Here is a 21477-nt window from a genome sequence, read left to right as displayed (position 1 = left end):
CATGTCGCTTCCCGCCATGCTCGTCGTCGCACTGGTCGCGCTGCTGCACGCGTGGTTCCTGGTGCTCGAGATGTTCCTGTGGACCAGGCCGATCGGCCTGCGCACGTTCAAGCTGACGCCGGAATTCGCCGAGCGTTCGCGCACGCTCGCGGCGAACCAGGGCTTGTACAACGGGTTCCTCGCGGCGGGGCTGGTCTATGGACTCTGCACGCAATCGCGCGAGATCGTGTGCTTGTTCCTGGCCTTCGTCGTGATCGCAGGCGTGTACGGCGCAGCGACGGTGAACCGGCGCATCCTCTTCATCCAGGCCTTCCCGGCGATCATCGCCGCGATGCTGGTGTCCTGGCGCTGACCCACATCGCGATCTTCGCGCGGAACACCGGCGCGTCGTTCGGATCGGTCACCACGACGGTGACGGGCAGTTCGTAACCCTGCGCGGCTTCAACGGGCGCGACGTCCGGCGTGGCCACCGCATGCATCGTGCCCTTCGCCTTGCCGAGATATTCGACCGTCATGCCTTTCGGGATCCAGCGCATCGATGCGGGGATCGACACATCGGTCATCAGGCCGCCGGCGAATTCGGCGAGGTTGCACAAGGCGATCGCATGCACCGTGCCGATGTGGTTGGTGACCTTACGACGATGCGCGATCGACGCTTCGCAACGTCCCGGTTCGAGCACGGTGATCCGCGGCGCGATGCTCGCGAAATACGGCGCGCGCCAACAGACGGCGCGCGCGAACAACCAACGGCCGCCGGGCCAGCGCGTGAACCGGCGATAGAGCGCGAGCACCGACACCTCAGGCGGCGAAGCGGGAGTGGTCCACGCCGTGTGCGGTTTCGTAGCCGGCCGAGCGCAGTTCCCAGGCTTCGAAGTCGTCGACGCTGATCGCATCGAGCGTCATCGCGCGCAGCTCTTCGAGTTGCTTGCGTTCCTCGGCGGTGATCCAGCCTTCGCGCACGCCTTCGTCGAGTTGCGAGGCGAAGTCGATCGCCTGGATGTCGCTGTTCTTCAGCGCCTTGAGGAACTTGCGTTCGACCGGTTCGGCCAGGACGATCTTCGGCAGGTAGCTGTCGATGCGGCCCGCCGGGTTGTGCGCGGTCGGCGTGAGGAACACACCCTCGGCCAGGCGCGCGCGTGCATCGCACGGCGTCATCAGCAAGGACGCCGCCTGGTGGCCGAGGCGATCGCTCGGCGCCTGCGCGCGGCGGCCCCACGGGAAGATCAGCGCCCACAACAGCCAGCCGATCGGGCGGATCGGGAAATTGCGCAGCGCGCCCGACAGGGAGTTTTCGATCTTGTTGATCGCATCGTGGAACGCCCACGCGAGCAACGGACGATCGCCCGAGGGACGCCCTTCATCCTCGTAACGCTTGAGCATGCTGCTGGCGATGTAGAGCTGGCTCAGCACGTCGCCCAGGCGGCCCGACAGCGATTCCTTGAACTTCAACTTGCCGCCGAGCAACAGCATCGAGGTGTCGGCCATCAGCGCGAGCGCGGCCGAATAGCGATCGAGCTTGCGGTAGAAACGACGCGTGTAATCGTCGCCCGGCGCCTTGCCGAGTTTCGCGCCGCTCAGGCCGAACCACAGGCTGCGCACGGCGTTGGAAATCGCAAAGCCGATGTGCCCGAACAAGGCGTCGTCGAACTTGTCGATGCGCTCGACCGGATCGGCCAACTGCGCGGACTTCATTTCCTTCATGACCCACGGGTGGCAGAGGATCGCGCCCTGGCCGAAGATCATCAGCGAGCGCGTCATGATGTTCGCGCCTTCCACGGTGATGCTGATCGGCGTGGCTTGCCAACCGCGACCGAGATAGTTGCGCGGGCCGAGGATGATGCCCTTGCCGCCGTGCACGTCCATCGCGTCGAGGATGACTTCGCGGCCCATCTGCGTGCAGTGGTACTTCGCGATCGTCGAGGGCACCGCGGGATTTTCGCCACGCGCCACGGCGGCCGCAGTGGCTTGCGACAGCGCGCTGATCGCATAGGCCTTGCCGCCGATGCGCGCGAGCGCTTCCTCGACGCCTTCGAAACGCCCGACCGACAAACCGAACTGCTTGCGGATGCGCGCATACGCGCCGGTGACGACCGCGACACTCTTCGAACCGCCGCTCGCCGTGGAGGGCAGGGTGATCGAACGGCCGATCGACAGGCATTCCATCAGCATGCGCCAGCCCTGGCCGGCGTAGTCTTCGCCGCCGATCAACTGCGACAACGGCACGAAGACATCCTTGCCGTGGATCGGGCCGTTCTGGAACGGCGAATTGAGCGGGAAGTGGCGGCGGCCGATTTCGAGCCCCGGCGTTTCGCGCGGCACCAGCGCGAGCGAGATGCCGATGTCGCGCTTGTCGCCGAGCAGGCCTTCGGGGTCGTACATGCGGAATGCGACGCCGATCAGCGTGGCGACCGGTGCGAGCGTGATGTAACGCTTGTCCAGCGTGAGGCGAACGCCGAGCACGTTGGCGCCGTTCCATTCGCCCATCGACACGATGCCGTAGTCGGGAATCGAGGTCGCATCCGAACCCGCGAACGGGCCGGTCAGCGCGAAGCACGGCACTTCACGGCCGTCGGCAAGGCGGGGGAGGTATTCGCGCTTCTGTTCGTCGGTGCCGTAGTGCATCAGCAGTTCGGCGGGGCCGAGCGAGTTCGGCACGCCGACGGTGGACGACAGGACGGTGGAAATCGAGGCGAGCTTCTGGATGACCTTGTGGTTCATCAGCGCCGAGAAACCGAGCCCGCCGTATTCCTTCGGGATGTTCAGGCCGAAGAACTTGTGCTTCTTGCAGTACTCCCACAACTCCGGCGGAAGATCGGCGCGCACGTGGGTGATGTCCCAGTCGTCGGTCATGCGGCAGAGTTCTTCGCACGGGCCGTCGAGGAAGGTCTGTTCCTCCGCGGTGAGTTGCGGCTTGGGCAGCGAGAGCAACTGGTCCCAGTCGGGCTTGCCGGAGAACAGCTGGCCTTCGAACCCGACGGTGCCCGCTTCGAGCGCGGTGCGTTCGGTGTCCGACAGCGGCGGCAGGATCTTCGTATAGAAGTGCAGCAGCGGCGTGGTGATGCGCGCCTTGCGGAAACCCGGCACCAGCAGCGGGATCGCGATCGCGGCGACGAGCACTGCGGCGACGATCGTCGCGGTGGCATTCGCGCCGAGCACCCACGCCACGACCAGCGCGGTCACGGTCATCGCCGCCCAGTACGCCAGGCGCATCCGGTGGTAGGCAGCGAAGCCCGCGGCGAGGAGCAACAAAAGGAAAGGAACGACGACGCTCATCTCGATCTCCGGTGAACGCAGGTGCGCCCACACTTCAAGGGTTGATCACGACGGCGCCCGCAGGCACCATACGCCCAAGTATGGGCAGAATGGATCGGCTGTCAACGCGCTGGGAGGGCAACACGGTGTCCTCACTCCGCGCATACTCTAAGGTAGGGAACCGTACGGTAAACTTGCGCCATGACCGAAGCCGCCATTCGCAATGAACGCACCGCGCGCCTGAGCGCCGAAGATTGGGCGCAGGCGGCCCTGGACCAGATCGCCGAACAGGGCGTGGCCTCGGTCGCGGTCGAACCGCTCGCCCGGCGCCTCGGCGTCACCAAGGGCAGCTTCTATTGGCACTTCCCGTCGCGCGAAGCGCTGCTGGTCGCCGCGCTCGAGCGTTGGGAGAAGGTCGAACAGGAAACGGTCTTCGGTTCCCTCGAACCCATTCCCGATCCGCGCGAGCGCCTGCGCAAGCTGTTCCACCTCGTCGCGCACGAAGCCAAGTCGCACATCATCTATTCGGAGTTGCTCAAGGCGCTCGACCATCCGGCCGTGCAGCCGGTGATCGTGCGCGTGTCCGAGCGGCGCCTGGATTACCTCACCGCCTCCTTCCGGCAGGCGGGGCTGAGCCGCACGGACGCGCAGCATCGCGCGCGCCTGCTGTATTCGGCCTACGTCGGTTTCCTGCAGCTCAACCTGCAGCTGCATCAGATGAACATGCAGCACGACGAGTTCGAAGCGTATGTCGAACACATGATGTCGACGCTGATCCCCCAAGCTTAAAGGACACGCATGTCCGCGCAACCCCTTTCCCTTGAAGTCGAGAATTCCACGATGGGCAGCCAGTTGGACGCGTTGAACCAATGGGTCATGGACGTGGCACGCACGACGCAGCCCGACCGCATCCATTGGTGCGACGGCAGCGACAGTGAATTCGCGGAGCTGGTCCGCGGCATGGAGGAAGACGGCACGCTGTTGCCGCTGAATTCGAAAACGCACCCCGAGAGCTGGCTGCACCGCTCGCATCCGGACGATGTCGCGCGCGTGGAGCACCTCACCTTCGTGTGCACGAGCGACCGCGAGGACGCCGGCCCGAACAACCACTGGATGTCGCCGGCCGATGCGCACGCGAAGATGGATGCGTTGTTCGCGGGCTGCATGCGCGGCCGCACGATGTACGTCATCCCGTATTGCATGGGCCCGATCGATTCGCCGCTCGCGCGTTGCGGCGTGGAGATCACCGACTCGCCGTACGTGGTGGCCAACATGCGCATCATGACGCGCATGGGCGCGGCGGCATTGGCGCGCATCGAACGCGAAGGGCGCTTCGTGAAGGGGCTGCACTCGATCGGCGAACTCGATCCCGAGCGCCGCTTCATCATGCATTTCCCGGAAGAACTGACGATCCAGTCCTACGGTTCGGGCTACGGCGGCAACGCGCTGCTCGGCAAGAAGTGCCATGCGCTGCGCATCGCTTCGCACCAGGCGCGCAACGAAGGCTGGCTCGCCGAACACATGCTGATCCTCGGCGTCGAAAACCCGCAGGGCGAAACGCATTACATCGCCGCGGCCTTCCCGTCGGCGTGCGGCAAGACCAACCTTGCGATGTTGATTCCGCCCGAGGGTTATCGCGACGCGGGCTGGAAGGTCTGGACCGTCGGCGACGACATCTGCTGGATGCGCCCCGGCCCCGATGGGCGCCTGTACGCGATCAATCCGGAAGCCGGGTTCTTCGGCGTCGCGCCGGGCACGTCGGAGAAATCCAATCCGAATGCGCTCGCGACCATCCAGCGCAAGACCATCTTCACCAACGTCGGCCTGACCGAAGACGGCCAGCCGTGGTGGGAAGGGCTCGACGACCGCAAGCCCGCCTTTGATTGGCGCGGCAATGCATACGATTTCAATGGTGCCCCGGCCGCGCATCCGAATGCGCGCTTCACCGTCTCTGCGCGCCAGTGCCCGAGCTGGTCGCCAAAGGCGGAGGACGCGCAGGGCGTGCCGATCTCGGCGATCGTCTTCGGTGGTCGGCGCGCATCGCTCGTGCCGTTGGTGTTCGAAGCGCGCGACTGGACGCACGGCGTGCTGGTCGGCGCGGCGATGGGTTCGGAAACCACGGCGGCGGCCACCGGTGCGGTCGGCGTGATGCGTCGCGACCCGATGGCGATGAAGCCGTTCTGCGGCTACAACTTCGCCGACTACTTCGCGCACTGGTTGTCGTTCGACAAGCCCGGCGCGAACCTGCCGAAGATCTTCCACGTCAACTGGTTCCGCAAGGGCGAGGACGGCAAGTTCCTGTGGCCGGGCTTCGGCGAAAACCTGCGCGTGCTGGAATGGATGATCGGCCGCGTCGAAGGCCGCGCGTCGGCGACGGAAACGCCGATCGGCGCGTTGCCGAAAGCCGACGACATCCACCTGGAAGGCGTGGCGCTGTCGGACGAGGCGCGCCGGGTGCTGTTCGACTTCGATCGCCCGGGCTGGCAGGCGGAAATCGACAGCCTCGAAACCTTCCTGGACGAGTTCGGCGAGCGCGTTCCCGACGCACTCAAGCGCGAGCAGGGGCGCATCGCAGCCGAATTACGCGATTCCTGACCTCGATACGCCAGCGAATGCAACGCCCAAACGGGCCCCCTCGGGGGCCCGTTTTTCTTTGTCGGATCAGGGGGTTCCAGCGGTTTCCAGCGGCAGACCTGTAGCGGCGTGTGTGTTAATTCCGTTTGCCTGTTGTTGTCAATTCGTTATTTCCCCTATAGTCGGGTGGTCATGTCTCAAACCTGACAGTGACTTTTCTCTTTAATTCAACCTTCCCGTGGGGGGAATTCATGGCTTCAATGAAATCTTTGACGCTGAAGCGCAGCGCGCTCACCGTCGCACTGGGCCTCTGCTTCGCTGGTGCGGTGCAGGCGCAGAGCGCCGTGGGCTCGATCTTCGGCGACGCGCAGAGCGGCGCGACCGTTCGCATCGAAAACGTCGACACCGGTTCGGCGCGTGAGGTCACGGCGGATTCTTCGGGTCGCTTCGCGCTCCCGCAGCTCTCCCCGGGTCGCTATCGCGTGATCTCCGGTGGCCAGACGCGCGAAGTGCGCGTCAGCGTCGGTACCGGTACGCCGGTCAGCTTCGCTGCCCAGGAACTGGGTTCGGTCACGGTCGTCGGCGCCGGTGCGATCAACCCGATCGACGTCTCGTCGGTCGAGTCGACGACGGTGTTCACCGCCGAGCAGATCCAGGCCCTTCCGGTTTCGCGTGACGTCACCAACGTCGCCCTGCTTGCCCCGGGCACCGTCCGCGGCGACACCGGCCTCGGCAACCTCGCCTCCTTCGGCGGCGCGTCGGTCGCGGAAAACGGCTACTACATCAACGGCTTCGACGTCACGAACCTGCGTTCGCTGCTGTCGTACGCGCAGCTTCCGTTCGAGTCGATCTCCGAACAGCAGGTCAAGACCGGTGGCTACGGCGCCGAGTACGGCCGTTCGCTGGGCGGCGTGATCAACATCGTGACCAAGCGCGGTACGAACGAGTGGCAGGGTGGCGGCAGCGTCTATTGGGAACCGAACCAGCTGCGTTCGACCGGCAAGGACGCGCCTTCGCGCGATCCGGAATCGGCCGCGCTGCTCGTTTTCCGTTCCGCCGATGAAGCCGACAACATCGAGTACAACGCGTACGCCGGTGGTCCGCTGATCAAGGACAAGCTCTTCATGTTCGGCCTGGTCACCGGCCGCCACAACACGAAGAACACCTTCGACCAGAACAGCAGCGAGACCGAATCCAACACGTCGCCGAGCGGCATGTTGAAGTTGGACTGGAACATCACGGACGACCACCTGCTCGAGTTCACGGGGATCTACAACAAGGAAACCCTGGACCGCACGCATTACGACAGCGCCACCCCGTACAGCCGCAACAACGATCTGTTCGCGTACGACTACGAGCAGAAGTCCGGCGGCAGCGTGCTGATCGGCAAGTACACCGGCTACCTCACCGACTCGCTGACCCTGTCGGCGCAGTACGGCGACCTGAAGTACGACAACCCGTACATCCCGGGCGGCCTGCCGGGCGAAGACTGCCCGACCGTCTACGGCGTGGGCCTGGTGTACCTGGGTTGCTGGCCGGCGGCGAGCTTCGCCGCGGTCCGCCCTGTCAGCGCGCCGCCGGATACCGACCGTCGCAAGGCATGGCGCATCGACCTTGACTGGCGCATCGGCGACCACGCCGTCCGCGCGGGCCTGGACAGCGAAGAATTCGTTTCCGAATTCACCGCGACCGATTACGCCGGTGGCGTGTACTACCGTTACTTCGCGTCCCCGGGTGCCGGCGGCGTGACCAACGGCGTGCCGAACGACCAGCCGTACGTGCGTCGTCGTTTCATCACGCGTTCGTCGGGCGGCTACAAGACCACCAACGAAGCGGCGTACCTGGAAGACAGCTGGAACGTCACCGACAAGCTGATGCTGTACGGCGGCATCCGCCTCGAGCGCTTCGACAACAAGAACGCCGATGGCGTCTCGTTCGTGAAGTCCGACGACCTGTGGGCCCCGCGCCTCGGTTTCTCGTGGGACGTGATGGGTGACTCGACGTTCAAGGTGTTCGGTAACGCCGGTCGCTACTTCATCCCGGTCGCCAACAACACCTCGATCCGCGCCTCCGGCGCCGAAGCCACGACCAACGAGTACTTCCTGTACACGGCGGTCGATCCGGTCACCGGCGCCCCGACCCTGGGCACGCAGCTCGGCGGCCTGGCGCTCAACGGCAGCTTCACCGCCCCGAACCCGGCCACCGTTGCCGCTGCGAACCTGAGCCCCATGTACCAGGACGAATACATCCTGGGCATGCAGAAGCAGCTCAATGAGAACTGGAACATCGGCGTCCGCGGCATCAAGCGCAAGATCAAGGACGGCTTCGACGACACCTGCACGCACCAGGCGCTTGCCGACTGGGCGGCCGACAACGGCTACACGAACTACGACTACAACACGGCCGCTTCGTGCTACCTGATCAACCCGGGTCGTGACGCCGACCTCGCGCTGGACCTGAACAACGACGGCACGTTCACCACGGTGACCATCCCGGCGCGTTACTTCGGTCTGCCGCAGTACCGTCGCAACTACAGTGCGGTCGAGTTCTTCTTCGAGCGCATGAAGGCCGATCGCTGGGCGCTGCAGGGTTCGTACACCTGGGCGAAGAGCACGGGTAACGCGGAAGGCTACGTGAACTCGACCCTGGAGCAGGCGGACGCCGGCATCACCCAGGACTTCGACTTCCCGGCGTTCGGCGAAGGCGCGTACGGCTACCTGCCGAACGACCGTCGCCACACTGTCAAGATGTTCGGTACCTACGACATCACCGACCAGTGGCGCGTTGGCGCGAACATGATCATCCAGTCGGGTCGTCCGGTGAACTGCAACGGCTACATCCCGGAAAGCCACCCGTCGTTCCAGGGTGTCGACGGCGGTTCGATCGGCGCGTACTCGGCCTCGAGCTTCTACTGCCACGACGCCGCCGGTAACCCGCACCTGGGTAACCGTGGCGACCATGGTCGTACGCCGTGGTCCAAGACGTTCGATGCGAACGTTGCCTGGACCCCGACGTTCGGCGACGGCAAGCTGACGCTGCAGATGGACATCTTCAACGTGCTCGGCGACGAAGGCGTCACCGAATTCGTCGAAACCGGCGACAAGAACCGCGCTTCCCCGGTGGCTTCGCAGGATTACCTCCTGCCGATCAACTACCAGACGCCGCGTTACTTCCGCTTCTCGGCGCGTTACGACTTCTGATCCATCGAGTCGATTGTGGTAAACCGACGGCCGCTGCTCACGCAGCGGCCGTTTTTTATTCGGAATGCAAATGAACGATCCGTCCCCCGAGATTCTCTGGCGCGAAGCGCAACTGGCCTTCCGCGCCGACCCGGCGCGCGCCGCCGCCCTGTGCGAACAACTGCTCGCGCGCGCGCCCGGTTTCTGGGGCGCGCATTGGATGCTTTCGCGCCTGTTCCAGGCACGCGGTGCCTTCCGCGCGGCCGTCTCGCATGCGCGCGCTTCCGCGCGCGGCCTGCGTCCGGACGCTTCACCGCATGAAATGCTGGTCGTCGCCAGCGGACTGATTTCCACCGGCGAATACGCGACCTGCGCGCAGCTGCTGGCATCGCTCGACCCGCGCATGGGCCTGGACGCGATGCAACTGACCGGCATCGCCGAACAGGCGATGATGCTCGACGACCCCGCCACCGCACTGCGCTGGTTGGATGTCGCGAACGATTCGAACGTGCACAGCCCGGCGCTGGCGTTCCTGCGCGGCAATGCACTGAAATTCACCGGTCGCCTGGAGGCGGCCGCGGCGGCCTTCGAGAACGCGATCGCGCTCGAACCGGGTCATCCCGGCGCGCACTTCGCGCTGGCATCGCTCGATCTGGCCGAAGGTCGCGACGCGCGCATCGCGCGCCTGGAACGCCTGGTCGCCGGCAATGCCGATGGCAGCCTGGTCTCCGCCTGGTCCTACGCGCTCTTCCGCGAACTCGACAATGCCGACGCAACCGAGCGCGCGTGGCCGCACCTCGAACGCGCGATGGCCTTGCGCAAGGCGACGAGCCGATACGACGCCGCGCGCGAGAACGCGATCTTCGATCGCATCATCGATGCCGCGCGTCCCGACGTCATCGCAAGCGAAGCCGTCGATGCGCAGCGCATTCCGCTCTTCATCATCGGCCTGCCGCGTTCGGGCACGACGGTCGTCGAACGCATCCTCGGCAACCATGCCGACGTTGCGAGCTGCGGCGAATCCAACGCGCTGCGCATGGCCTACAAATGGGCCAGCGATTACTGGTGCGAAGGGTTCCTCGACACCGAAGCGTCGCAGCGCCTGGCGCACACCGACGCGGCCACGGTCGGAACCTTGTACCTCCATGCGACGCAGGCGCGCAGCGCCGGTCGTCGCTGGCATACCGACAAACACCCGGGCAACGTCGCACTGGCGGGCGTCGCACTTGCCGCGTTGCCGCAGTCGCGGATCGTCCACGTTCGCAAGGATCCGGTCGACGCATGCTTCGGTTGCCTGCGCGAGTTGTTCACCAACGCGTTCTACGACTGGAGCTACGCGTTCGACGACGTCGCCAACCACCACCGCAATGCCATGCGCTTGATGCGACACCTGCAGCATCTCGCGCCGGATCGCATCGTCGACGTGCAATACGAAGCCCTGGTCGCGCAACCCGAAGCGGGCGCAAGCGCGCTGCTCGCCGGATGCGGCCTCGCACCGCAGGCCGGCGTGCAGGACATCACCGCGAACCTGCAACCGGTGACCACCGCCAGCAGCGTGCAGGTGCGCAAGCCGATCCACGCCGGTCGGGTGGGGTGGTGGAAGCGCTACGAACTTCAATTGCGTCCGTTGCAATCGGCGCTCGCGACGGACGCTTGAGGCGACAGCGGCTGTAGCTGTCGCCGCGCAGTGACCTTTCGTCGGCTGCAGCACGCATGAGTCCGGCAACTCGGCAATAAAAATAACGCTTGGATTCAAGCGTTTGTCGACGCGCGGAAAGCTGAATCCGGCGGCCTGTTTCGTTAGGTCGCCGGAAGGGACTGGTTAAAGAATTGTCCGGGGGTCTAAGGTCCCGCGCATCACATTTCTTCTTCTTCGAGTTCTTCGGCAGGAGGGAATGATCATGGCCACCCCACGCAACATCGGGCGCCTGAAGCGCACCGCGCTCGCCGCTGCATTCGCGCTCTGCTTCATCGGCGGTGTCCACGCCCAGACCAATACCGCGGGTGCGGTGTCGGGCCGCGCGGCGTCGGGCGACACGATCACCGTGTCCAATCCCGCAACGGGGTTCACGCGCACGATCACCGTCGGCGGCGACGGCAATTTCCGTTTCTCGCAGATTCCGATCGGCCAGTACACGGTCACGCGCAACGGCAGTTCGCCCAGGCAGATCACGGTCAACGTCGGGACCGCGGCCAACGTCGACTACGCGGCCGTCGCGGCGGCAGGCCCGCAGGAACTGGAAGGCGTCGAAGTCGTCGGCACCGGCGCGGTCAACCCGATCGACGTCACCTCGGTCGAATCCACCACGATCCTGACGTCCGAACAGATCGCCAAGATCCCCGTGCCGCTCAACACGACAGCGGTCGCACTGCTCGCGCCCGGCACCGTGCGCGGCGACGCGGTCTTCGGCAACCTCGCATCGTTCGGCGGCGCGTCGGTGGCGGAGAACGCGTACTTCATCAACGGCTTCAACATCACCAACGCGTTCCGCAACCTCAACTTCGCGCAGGTGCCGTTCGAGGCGATCCAGGAACAGCAGATCAAGACCGGTGGTTACGGCGCCGAATTCGGCCGTTCGCTCGGCGGCGTGGTCAACCAGATCACCAAGCGCGGTACGAACGACTTCCACGTGGGCGGCAATGTGTTCTGGAGCCCGAAGGACCTGCGCGAAGACGAACACGATGCCTACCAGACCAATGGCGTGCTGCGTTCGGACAACTCGCAGGAAAGCGTGGACGAATGGCGCACCAACATCTGGGCCAGCGGCGCGCTGATCAAGGACAAACTCTTCGCCTACGGCCTGATCTCCTACGGCAAGACGAAGAACGAAACCTACGGCAACGCCGTCGCTTCGAGCAACCTCAGCGACGACATCGAGTTCCCGACGTGGCTGTTGAAGATGGATTGGAACATCACCGACAGACATGCCCTCGAGTTCACCGCGTTCTCCGACAAGCAGAAGAACGAACAGGAAGTCTTCGCCAACCGTCCGGGCGTCACCGAACGCCTCAACCTGATCGGCACCAACTTCCAGGACCAGGGCGGCGAGAACTACATCCTGAAGTACACCGGCTATCTCACCGACACCTTCACCTTGTCGGCCCTGGCCGGCCACGGCGAATTCACCCGCGAGCAGCACCTGCGCACGGCTTCCGGCCTGCCCGTCCAGTACAACGGCGACATCAATTCGGTGGCGACCGGTTGCCCGCAGATCGTCGATGCGCGCCCGGAGTACCGCCGGCAATTGACCGGTGTGTATTCGAGCACCTGCAACATCACCAACCTGGCGAACAACGGCCAGATCGATCGCACGGACTCGGGCGATACGCGCGACCAGTTCCGACTCGACGCCGAATGGCAATTGGGCGACCACCTGCTGCGCTTCGGCTACGACCGCGACGACTTCGAATCCGTCGCCGGCGTGGCGATCGAAGGCGGCTTCCAGTGGCGTTACACCACGGTCGACCCCGACGGCATCGAAAACAGCGGCGACGAATTCGACCGCGCGCGCCAACAGTTCTTCCAGCAGGGCGCCACCGTCAAGGTCAAGCAGCACGCGTATTACATCCAGGACAGCTGGAACATCACCGACAACTTCATCGGCTACTTCGGACTGCGCTGGGATACGTTCGAGAACCTCAACGGCAACGGCGAAAGCTACGTCAAGATCAGCAACCAGTTCGGCCCGCGCCTGGGCTTCTCGTGGGACGTCTTCGGTGATTCGACGTTCAAGGTGTTCGGCAACGCAGGCCGCTACGCGCTGCCGCTGACGCCATCGGTCGCGGTGCGCGGTGCGTCGGCGTCGTTGTTCAGCCGCGAGAGCTTCGACTTCGACCAGACGGTGGATCCGATCACCGGTGCGCCGATCAATCCGGTCGCGGTCCCCGACAGCTTCCTGTATCTCAACTCCGAAGATGGCCGACCGAAGAACCCGCTGACGATCGCGTCGAAGAACCTCGACCCGATGTACCAGGACGAATACATCCTCGGCTTCCAGAAGGCGCTGACGGACCACTTGTCCCTCGGCATCCGCGGCATCTACCGCGAACTGAAGCAGGCGATCGACGACAACTGCGATTACACCGCGGTGCTCGATGCGAACGGATTCTCCGCAACGTTCGACGGTGCGGGCGACTTCATCGGCTTCTCCAACGCGGCCGGCGACTTCGCGATGCTGCCGAACCCCGGCTTCCCGTATTGCCGCATGTTCAATCCGGGCAAGGATGCGGTGTTCGTGACGGACCTGCTCGGGAACGGGCAACTGACGACGAACGTGATCCCGGGTGCGCGCCTGTCGCCGAAGGCCAAGCGCAATTATTCGGCGATGGAATTCTTCGTCGATGGCAGCTGGGACAACTTCTTCCTGCAAGGTTCGTACACTTTCGCCAAGTCGATCGGCAACACCGAAGGCGGCGTGAAATCCGACATCGGGCAGAACGACACGAGCGTCACGCAGGATTTCGACTACATCGAGCTGACGACGGATACGTACGGCTACCTGCCGAACGATCGTCGCCACAGCATCAAGTTGTTTGGCAACTACACGATCAACGATGAGTGGTCGGTGGGCGCCAACCTGCTGATCCAGTCGGGCCGGCCGGTGAACTGCATCGGCGTGCTCGATCGCGATCCTGCGCGCGCGCCGGGTGCGCCTCCCGGCCCCGGTTACGACCCGCATCCATACGATGCGGCATTCATGCGCTGCAACAACCTGCCGGTGCCGCGCGGTACGGCGGGCCGGTTGCCGTGGACGCAGAACCTCGACATGAACGTTGCGTACGCGCCGTCGTGGGCAGCGGGCCTGCAGTTCAAGATCGACGTGTTCAATGTGTTCAATTCGCGGAAGGTCACTTCGGTCAACGAACTCGCCGAAGTGCCCGAGACGGGCCTGGCGTCCGAGACCTACCTGGTGCCCGCCAGCTTCCAGACGCCGCGCTCGCTCCGCTTCATGGTCCAGTACGACTTCTGACCTTGCCGACACGCGGGGACGAAGAGGCCGCCGAAAGGCGGCCTTTTTGTCGGGTCCGGTGGGGCACTGGAAACGTTACCAGCGACAGCTCACACCGTTGCAGGAGGGTCCGGAGTCGCTCGGAATCGACGCAAGCGACTGATTTCAAAAGTAAAAAAGTCGCAAAAAATTTGTTTGGATCCAATTGCGCCAAACCGCCGCAAGGTACTTGTTAAGGAAATGTTCAAGGGTCTATAGTCGGCCGGTCGGACTACTTACCGGCTGCTGATGTCTGATTGGTCAATCCGCAAACAGCCCTGAGGGGGTTAGAAATGGCTTCTGAACATCTTAAAAAAGGCTTAAAGCGAAGCGCGTTGAGTCTTGCGCTCGGTTTCTGTTTCATCGGCGGCGTCCAGGCGCAGACGAACACCGCGGGTGCGGTGTCGGGTTCGGCCCAGGCCGGCGACACGATCACGATCGCCAACGCCAACACCGGTTTCTCGCGCACGATCACGGTCGGTGCCGACGGTGCTTATCGCTTCTCGCAGGTGCCGATCGGCCAGTACACGGTGACGCGCAACGGCACGAGCCCGCGCACCGTCACGGTGAACGTCGGTACCGCCGCGAACGTCAGCTACGCCGCGCCCACCGGTAACCCGCAGGAACTCGAGGCCGTCACGGTCACGGGCCAGGCGGTCAACCCGATCGACGTCACGTCGGTCGAATCCACCACGATCCTCACCGCCGAACAGCTCGCGAAGATTCCGGTCGCGCGCGACACGACCAGCGTCGCGCTGCTCGCACCGGGCACCGTGAAGGGCGATGGCGCGTTCGGCAACCTCGCTTCGTTCGGTGGTTCGTCGGTTGCGGAAAACCAGTACTACATCAACGGCTTCAACGTCACCAACTCGTTCCGCAGCCTGAACTTCTCGAAGGTCCCGTTCGAGGCCATCCAGGAGCAGCAGGTCAAGACCGGTGGTTACGGCGCTGAATTCGGTCGTTCGCTCGGCGGCGTGATCAACCAGATCACCAAGCGCGGTACCAACGACTTCCACGCCGGTGGCAACATCTACTGGGCGCCGGATTCGCTGCGCGAAGACGTCAAGAACGTCTATTACGCCAACCCGCTCGTCGCGACCGACTTCGGCCTGATCCAGGAAGACAACTCGAAGGACGAATTCGAGGGCGTCAACGCGAACCTGTGGGCCAGCGGTGCGCTGATCAAGGACAGGCTGTTCGCCTACGGCCTGGTGTCGCTCACGAAGAACGACTCGACCAACTACGGCAACGTCGACGCCTTCACCAACAACGACTCGACCGTCAAGACGCCGGGTTGGTTGGTGAAGTTGGACTGGAACATCAACGACAACAACCTGTTGGAGTTCACGGCGTTCTCGGACGACCAGACGACGAAGACCAGCGTCTATTCCAATCAGCCGCGCACGCTCAACCGCGGCAACTTCGCCGGCAAGCTCGTCGACGAACAGGGCGGCGACAACTACGTCCTGAAGTACACCGGTTACATGACCGACACCTTCACGCTGAGCGCCCTGTACGGCCACGGCGTGTTCAAGCGCCAGCAGCACCTGGAGAACCCGGACGGTTCGGAAGTCGTGTACTCGGGCAACATCACCGACGCCTACGCGACCGACCCGCTCGCCACCACCACGCTCGGTGGTTGCCCGGCGATCCTCGACATCCGTCCCGGCTACCGCAAGGCAGTGACCGGCACGTATGGCAGCTCCTGCCACCTCATGGGCGGCGCGCTGCTGCAGGCCGACAACAACGAAGACACCCGCGACCAGTGGCGTATCGACGCCGAGTGGGCGCTCGGTTCGCACCAGGTCCGCTTCGGTATCGACGTCGACGATTACGAGTCGGTCGCCGGTGAAGCGAACGTCGGTGGCTGGCTGTGGCGTTACTCGACCCGCAACCCGGACGGCGTGCCGAACAACGGCGACGAGTTCGACGTCGTGCGTCGCCAGACCACCGCCCGCGGTACGACGGTGAAGCTGGAACAGCAGGCCTTCTACATCGAAGACAGCTGGAACATCACCGACAACTTCATCGTCTACTACGGCGGCCGCTGGGACACGTTCAAGAACAAGTCCGCCTCCGGCGACACGTTCGTCGAGATCAAGAACCAGTTCGGCCCGCGCCTGGGCTTCTCGTGGGACGTCAACGGCGACAGCACGTTCAAGATCTACGGTAACGCCGGTCGCTACGCCCTGCCGCTCACGCCGAGCGTCGCGGTGCGCGGTTCGAGCGCGTCGATCTTCCAGCGTTCGAACAACAACCTGTTCACGGGCGTCGACCCGGTGACGGGCGTGCCGGTCCTCGCTGGCCCGCTGAACCCGCTGAACCTGATCAACGGCGAAGACGGTCGTGCGCACGACTCGCAGACGATCGCGTCGAAGAACCTCGATCCGATGTACCAGGACGAATACATCCTGGGCATGCAGATGCAGGTCACGGACCACATGACCTTCGGTACCCGCGCGATCATGCGTGAGCTGAAGGCCGCCATCGACGACAACTGCGACTACACCGCGGTGCTCGACGCCAACCCGGATACCGCGGGCCAGGCAGTGATCCCGAACCCGAGCTTCCCGTACTGCCGCCTGATCAACCCGGGCAAGGATGCGGTGCTGTACACCGACCTGGACGGCGACGGTCCGCTCGCGCCGGTGCTCAACACGATCCCCGGTGCGCGCCTCGCGCCGGAAGCCAAGCGTTCGTACTCCGCCCTCGAGTTCTTCCTCGACGGCAACTGGGACAAGTTCTTCTTCCAGGGTTCGTACACGCTGGCCTACAACAAGGGCAACACCGAAGGCGGCGTGAAGTCCGACATCGGCCAGAGCGACACCAACACCACGCAGGACTTCGACTACCGCGAGCTCGCGGTCGACACGTACGGCTACCTGCCGAACGACCGTCGCCACGCGCTGAAGCTGTTCGGCAACTACGAGATCACCGACGAATGGTCGGTGGGCTTGAACTTGCTCGTGCAGTCCGGTCGTCCGATCAACTGCCTGGGCGTKCTCCAGCCGTGGCCGTCGAGCACGGGCTTCCACCCGTACGGTTCGTCGTTCATGCGTTGCGGTACGACGCCGGCCGGCCAGCAGCCGGTGGACTTCAACGACCTGCAGGGTCCGCACTATCCGTTCGCGCCGCGTCCGCGCGGCACGGCCGGTCGCCTGCCGTGGACCAACTCGATCGACCTCAACGTCGGCTACGCGCCGTCGTGGGCGCCGGGCCTGATGTTCAAGGTCGACGTGTTCAACGTCATGAACAGCCAGAAGGTCACGTCGGTCAGCGAAGTGGCGGAAGACGCGGATACCGGTATTCCGCTCAACACCTACCTGCTGCCGCGTTCGTACCAGGCACCGCGTTCGGTGCGCTTCATGGTGCAGTACGACTTCTGATCCATCGGTTGTCAGCAACAAAGGAGCGGCCGCCTTCGGGCGGCCGCTTTTTTTTGTAGGATGCGGCAATCTTTTCGACGATACGTATCCCATGGACAGCGAGTTCGAGCGCCAGTGGCGATTGGCCAGGACGCTCGAGAACCAGGGCCGTCCGCTCGAGGCCAAACCGATCTACGAAACCCTGCTTGCGGCCGATCCCGACCGCTTGTACGTGCGGCTGCGCATGTCGGTGATCGAAGAAGGGCAGGGCCACTATCGCGCGGCGCGCGAGCATGCATTGCGTTGCGCGAATTCCGTTCGCAGCCAGCGGCCGGGCGACCTTGCGCACGTGACGCGCCGCCTGTTGGCCTTCGACGAACCGCAACTGGTCTTCGAGTTGATCATGGGCGCGGATTGGCAGGCCCCGGAGCTGATCCGCAACTGCGCCATGCTCGTGCAGCACCTTTGGTTGATCGACAAGCTCGATTGCGCGCTCGACCTGATCGCCGACGTCGAGCCGCGCGTACTGCCGAACGCCTCGTTGGCCTACGCGAAGGCGCAGGTCTTCAAATACCTCGGGCGGATGGACGAGGCCGCCGCGGAATACGAGCGCTGCATCGCGATCGAACCGTCCTACACGCTTGCGCACTGGTCGCTCGCGTCGCTGCGCAAGGCCTGCCCGCCGGGTGCGCGAACGCAACGCATCGAGCGTGCGCTCGCCGCGCTCCCGGGCGATGACAGCACGCGCGACTACATGCACTTCGCATTGTTCAAGGAATACGACGACGCGGGCGACATCGACGCCGCATGGCGCCACCTGCAGGCGGGCGCGGCGATCAAGCGCGCGACGGTGCCTTATCGCGGATGCGACGAGCAGGCGGGCTTCGAAGCCCTCCAGCGGTGGACGCCGGGGCCGAAGGGCGATGCATCGGCCAGCGACGCATCGTTCGCACCGATCTTCATCCTCGGAATGCCGCGCACGGGCACGACCCTCGTCGAACGCATCGTCGGCAGGCACGACAGCGTCGCGCAGGGCGGGGAGCTCAACGATTTCCACACTGCGCTGTGCCTGGCGACCGATGCGTTCCTCGGCACGACCGTGACCGCCGACGTCGTCGCGCGCGTCGCCGCGGTCGATCTCGACGCGGTCGGGCGCGCCTACATGGCACGCACCGAACATCGCGCGGGCGGCAAGCCCTTCCTCACCGACAAGAATCCGATGAACGCGGCGTTCGCCGGCTTCATCGCACGGGCACTGCCGAATGCGCGCATCGTCTGCCTGCGCCGCGATCCGATGGATGCGTGCTTCTCCAACCTCAAGGAGTTGTTCGGCAACGCGGCGTACGGCTACAGCTACGATCTCGAGGAACTCGCCGACCACTACGCGCGCTTCGACGCACTGTGCCGCCATTGGCGCGAGACCTTGCCCGGCCGGTTCCTCGAAGTGCAGTACGAAACCCTGGTGACCGACACCGAACCCACCGTGCGCGCGTTGCTCGACTTCTGCGGCCTGCCGTTCGATGCGCGCTGCCTGGACATCACGGGCAACACCGCGCCGGTCTCCACGGCCAGCAGCACGCAGGTGCGCCAGCCGATCCATGCGCGCAGCGTCGGCGCGTGGCAGCGCTACGCCACGCAGCTCGAACCGCTGCGCGCGCGCCTGGCGTCGCACGGGCTGTCCGACTGATGCTGCCGCAGGAAGAACAACGCCTGCGCCAGCAGGCCGACCTGCACGTCACGCGTCGGGAATTCGCGCAGGCGATCGCCGCCTACGAACGGCTCGAGGCCGCGCACCCGAACGATGCCAATGTGTTGCTGCACCTGTCCTACGCGCATTCGCTCGCCGGCCACTATCGCGCCGCGCGCGAATACGCCTTGAAGACACAGCGCGCGCGCCCGCGCGATCCCGCGGTGTTGCGGGAGATGTTCTCGCGCCTGCGTACGTTCAACGCCGTGCCCGAGATGCACGAGGCCATCGACCATCTGCGCCCGTTGTCGAACATCCCGATCCCGGTTCTGCTGGCCGCGGCGGCGCAATTCAGTTACCTCAACGAACAGACGCGCGCGCTCGCGCTGCTCGACGAAGCGCGTCGCGCAGATCCGGATTTCCCGCCCACGCTGGTCGCGCGCGCGCAGATCCTGACGTATCTCGGGCGGTTCGACGAGGCCGAGGCCGAAGTCCTGCGCAGCCACAGGCGCGCGCCGGAGATCCCGCACGGCTGGACCGTGCTCGCGCGCGTGCGCAAGCAGACCAGGGCGTCGAATCATGTCGATGCGATCCGTGCGCAGCTGCGACGCCCCGGCCGCAAGCCCGACGAAATCGCGATGCTCGCCGATGCACTGCACAAGGAGCTCGACGACATCGGCGACTACGAAGGCGCATGGGCCGCGCTGGAACAGATGTGTCGCGCGAAGCGTCCGACCTTGTCGTACTCGCGGGAGGAAACGCGGCGCCTGTTCGATGCACTGATCGATTTTCCGCCGGGTCCGGTCGCGCCGGCGACGCCGTCGGCAAATACGCCGATCTTCATCGTCGGCATGCACCGTTCGGGGACGACGCTGCTCGAACAATTGCTCGACGGCCATCGCGACGTACATGGCGTCGGCGAGCTGTACGACTTCACCACGCAGATGCGGTGGGGGACCGACCACCACTGCCCGGGCGTGATCGACGAAAAGATCGTCGCGCGCGCACGCGACGCCGACTTCGCCGCGATCGGACAGGGTTATCGCGAGGGCATGGCGTGGCGCGTGGGCGACGCGCGCTGGTTCACCGACAAGCTGCCGTCGAACTTCCTCAATATCGGGTTCATCTGCCGCGCGCTGCCGGACGCGAAGATCCTGCACATGGTGCGCGATCCGATGGAGACGTGTTTTTCCAACTTGCGCGAGCTGTTCTCCACCGCCAACGCGTATTCGTACGACCAGGGCGAGCTCGCCGACTTCCACCACCAGTACCGGCGCCTGATGGCGCATTGGCACGCCGCGTTTCCCGGTCGCATCCTCGATGTCGACTACGCGGCGCTGACGCGCGACACCGAGCGCGTGTTGCGCGAGGTCTCGTCGTTCTGCGGCTTCCCCTATGAGCCGGAGATGCTCGCGCTGCAGAACCGCACGCGCGGGGTGTCGACCGCAAGCGCGGTGCAGGTGCGGGGCAAGGTGGAAGCGCGCGAGGTGCCGAAGTGGGCGCCGTACGAGGCCCGCCTGCAAACATTGATCGAAGGGTTGCGCGGGGCCTGACAGGCGCCGCGGGGCGTCAGAGGATCAGAGATCCTGCTGGTACTGCACGTAGGGCACGGTGCCCTGGTCTTCGGTGTCGGCCGGCAGCGCGAAGGGATTCTTGCCGCGCGTCACCACGTTTTCCGCGCCAACGGTGAGCTGCCCGCGCCACGGGGTGCGCCAGGTCAGGCCGATGCCGAAGCCCTGGAAGTTGTTCGGCTGGCCCGGCACGTCGATGACGCGGCCGATGATGTTGCCGCTGAAGTTGCCGTAGCCGCCGCCCACGCTGAAGCTGCGGGTATCCCAGCGATCGGCGAGTTCCGGAACGTCCGCCACCGACACCAGGCGCGCCTTGGCGATCGTGCCGCCGATGGTGATGAAGCCTTCTCGGCCGATATTCTTCTGCCCGAACACGGCGACGTCGTGCTGCTCGACGCGCGCCCGCGCGTTCGGGCTCAACCACGCCGGCAGGGTTTCCTGCCCGGTGCCCAGGGTCACGCCCACGCGCGCGCCATTGCGGCTGAACGCGGTGGTCGCGTTCAAGTGGCGGCTGTCGGTGGGCTCGTCGAGCGAGGCGAGCAGGCAGTGGTTGGCGAGATTCGAGATCGCACTCGCCACGCCGGTCTTGCGATCGCACAGCAGGCCGAGCGAATCGCCGGCATCCAGGCCGAAGGCCGTGTCGAGCGCGCCTTCGCTGAACTGCTTGCGCAGGCCGACGGCATTCTGCGTGGGCTCCAGGAGCAACACCGCTTCGACCTTGCCGCTCGCCTGGTTCCAGACGGGCAACTCCACCATGCCGTCCTTGTTCCGCGATTGCGCATGCGCCCCGGCCGCCGCCACGAGGGCGATGAGGGCAATGCACAGGCGCTGGCGGAACGAGCGTCGCATGGCGGTCTGGGA

General features: G+C 65.0%; 12 protein-coding genes. 9 read left to right on the top strand and 3 right to left on the bottom strand.

What is annotated here, in order from left to right; translation table 11 throughout:
* Window position 1: 1 nt before the first annotated feature.
* Window positions 2–352: a DUF1304 domain-containing protein gene (locus tag AC1DOM_RS05975; protein WP_498961182.1), complete on the top strand. Its 351-nt coding sequence runs from the start codon at window positions 2–4 to the stop codon at window positions 350–352.
* Here the strand turns inward: AC1DOM_RS05975 and AC1DOM_RS05970 are convergent.
* Window positions 321–791 carry a hotdog fold domain-containing protein gene (locus AC1DOM_RS05970; RefSeq protein WP_498961180.1) on the bottom strand — a complete coding sequence of 157 codons (471 nt, stop codon included), beginning with the start codon at window positions 789–791 and terminating at the stop codon, window positions 321–323. The genes AC1DOM_RS05975 and AC1DOM_RS05970 overlap by 32 nt on opposite strands.
* A gap of 7 nt (window positions 792–798) precedes the next feature.
* Window positions 799–3273 carry an acyl-CoA dehydrogenase gene (locus tag AC1DOM_RS05965; RefSeq protein ID WP_498961178.1) on the bottom strand — a complete coding sequence of 825 codons (2475 nt, stop codon included), beginning with the start codon at window positions 3271–3273 and terminating at the stop codon, window positions 799–801.
* A gap of 180 nt (window positions 3274–3453) precedes the next feature.
* Here AC1DOM_RS05965 and AC1DOM_RS05960 point away from each other — a divergent pair, with 180 nt between their 5' ends.
* The 8 genes from AC1DOM_RS05960 (at window position 3454) to AC1DOM_RS05925 (ending at window position 20598) form a co-directional block, all read left to right on the top strand.
* On the top strand, window positions 3454–4041 hold the full coding sequence (locus tag AC1DOM_RS05960) for a TetR/AcrR family transcriptional regulator (RefSeq protein ID WP_498961177.1): 588 nt from the start codon (window positions 3454–3456) through the stop codon (window positions 4039–4041).
* A gap of 51 nt (window positions 4042–4092) precedes the next feature.
* Complete coding sequence (locus AC1DOM_RS05955; RefSeq protein ID WP_498961302.1) at window positions 4093–5847, top strand: phosphoenolpyruvate carboxykinase (GTP); 1755 nt, start codon at window positions 4093–4095, stop codon at window positions 5845–5847.
* A gap of 239 nt (window positions 5848–6086) precedes the next feature.
* On the top strand, window positions 6087–9026 hold the full coding sequence (locus tag AC1DOM_RS05950) for a TonB-dependent receptor (protein WP_498961174.1): 2940 nt from the start codon (window positions 6087–6089) through the stop codon (window positions 9024–9026).
* A gap of 70 nt (window positions 9027–9096) precedes the next feature.
* Window positions 9097–10662, top strand: coding sequence for a tetratricopeptide repeat-containing sulfotransferase family protein (locus tag AC1DOM_RS05945; RefSeq protein WP_498961172.1), 1566 nt, complete (start codon window positions 9097–9099; stop codon window positions 10660–10662).
* Between the two features lie 244 nt (window positions 10663–10906).
* Entirely contained in the window at window positions 10907–13975 is a 3069-nt protein-coding gene (locus AC1DOM_RS05940) for a TonB-dependent receptor (protein WP_498961170.1), read from the top strand.
* Window positions 13976–14328: 353 nt separating this feature from the next.
* The gene (locus tag AC1DOM_RS05935) at window positions 14329–17379 is read left to right on the top strand and encodes a TonB-dependent receptor (RefSeq protein ID WP_498961168.1); all 3051 of its coding nucleotides are present in this window, start codon (window positions 14329–14331) and stop codon (window positions 17377–17379) included.
* Window positions 17380–17470: 91 nt separating this feature from the next.
* Window positions 17471–19045 carry a tetratricopeptide repeat-containing sulfotransferase family protein gene (locus AC1DOM_RS05930; protein WP_498961166.1) on the top strand — a complete coding sequence of 525 codons (1575 nt, stop codon included), beginning with the start codon at window positions 17471–17473 and terminating at the stop codon, window positions 19043–19045.
* The gene (locus AC1DOM_RS05925) at window positions 19045–20598 is read left to right on the top strand and encodes a tetratricopeptide repeat-containing sulfotransferase family protein (RefSeq protein ID WP_498961164.1); all 1554 of its coding nucleotides are present in this window, start codon (window positions 19045–19047) and stop codon (window positions 20596–20598) included. Before AC1DOM_RS05930 ends, AC1DOM_RS05925 begins: the two co-directional genes overlap by 1 nt.
* Window positions 20599–20622: 24 nt before the next feature.
* Here the strand turns inward: AC1DOM_RS05925 and AC1DOM_RS05920 are convergent, their stop codons facing one another.
* Window positions 20623–21465 (bottom strand): XOO1806 family protein, encoded by an 843-nt coding sequence (locus tag AC1DOM_RS05920; RefSeq protein WP_498961162.1) that lies wholly within the window; start codon window positions 21463–21465, stop codon window positions 20623–20625.
* Between the last annotated feature and the right edge of the window lie 12 nt (window positions 21466–21477).

This window comes from Lysobacter sp. P5_B12 (genome assembly GCF_056400425.1).
This window is presented reverse-complemented; position numbering and strand designations above follow the sequence as displayed.

What these genes read in the sequence shown, in the direction of transcription:
- AC1DOM_RS05960 (WP_498961177.1), top strand. Translation starts at nt 3,454, where the DNA reads ATGACCGAAGCCGCCATTCGCAATGAACGCACCGCGCGCCTGAGCGCC.
- AC1DOM_RS05950 (WP_498961174.1), top strand. Translation starts at nt 6,087, where the DNA reads ATGAAATCTTTGACGCTGAAGCGCAGCGCGCTCACCGTCGCACTGGGC.
- AC1DOM_RS05965 (WP_498961178.1), bottom strand. Translation starts at nt 3,273, where the DNA reads ATGAGCGTCGTCGTTCCTTTCCTTTTGTTGCTCCTCGCCGCGGGCTTC.
- AC1DOM_RS05975 (WP_498961182.1), top strand. Translation starts at nt 2, where the DNA reads ATGTCGCTTCCCGCCATGCTCGTCGTCGCACTGGTCGCGCTGCTGCAC.
- AC1DOM_RS05930 (WP_498961166.1), top strand. Translation starts at nt 17,471, where the DNA reads ATGGACAGCGAGTTCGAGCGCCAGTGGCGATTGGCCAGGACGCTCGAG.
- AC1DOM_RS05920 (WP_498961162.1), bottom strand. Translation starts at nt 21,465, where the DNA reads ATGCGACGCTCGTTCCGCCAGCGCCTGTGCATTGCCCTCATCGCCCTC.
- AC1DOM_RS05940 (WP_498961170.1), top strand. Translation starts at nt 10,907, where the DNA reads ATGGCCACCCCACGCAACATCGGGCGCCTGAAGCGCACCGCGCTCGCC.
- AC1DOM_RS05925 (WP_498961164.1), top strand. Translation starts at nt 19,045, where the DNA reads ATGCTGCCGCAGGAAGAACAACGCCTGCGCCAGCAGGCCGACCTGCAC.
- AC1DOM_RS05955 (WP_498961302.1), top strand. Translation starts at nt 4,093, where the DNA reads ATGGGCAGCCAGTTGGACGCGTTGAACCAATGGGTCATGGACGTGGCA.
- AC1DOM_RS05945 (WP_498961172.1), top strand. Translation starts at nt 9,097, where the DNA reads ATGAACGATCCGTCCCCCGAGATTCTCTGGCGCGAAGCGCAACTGGCC.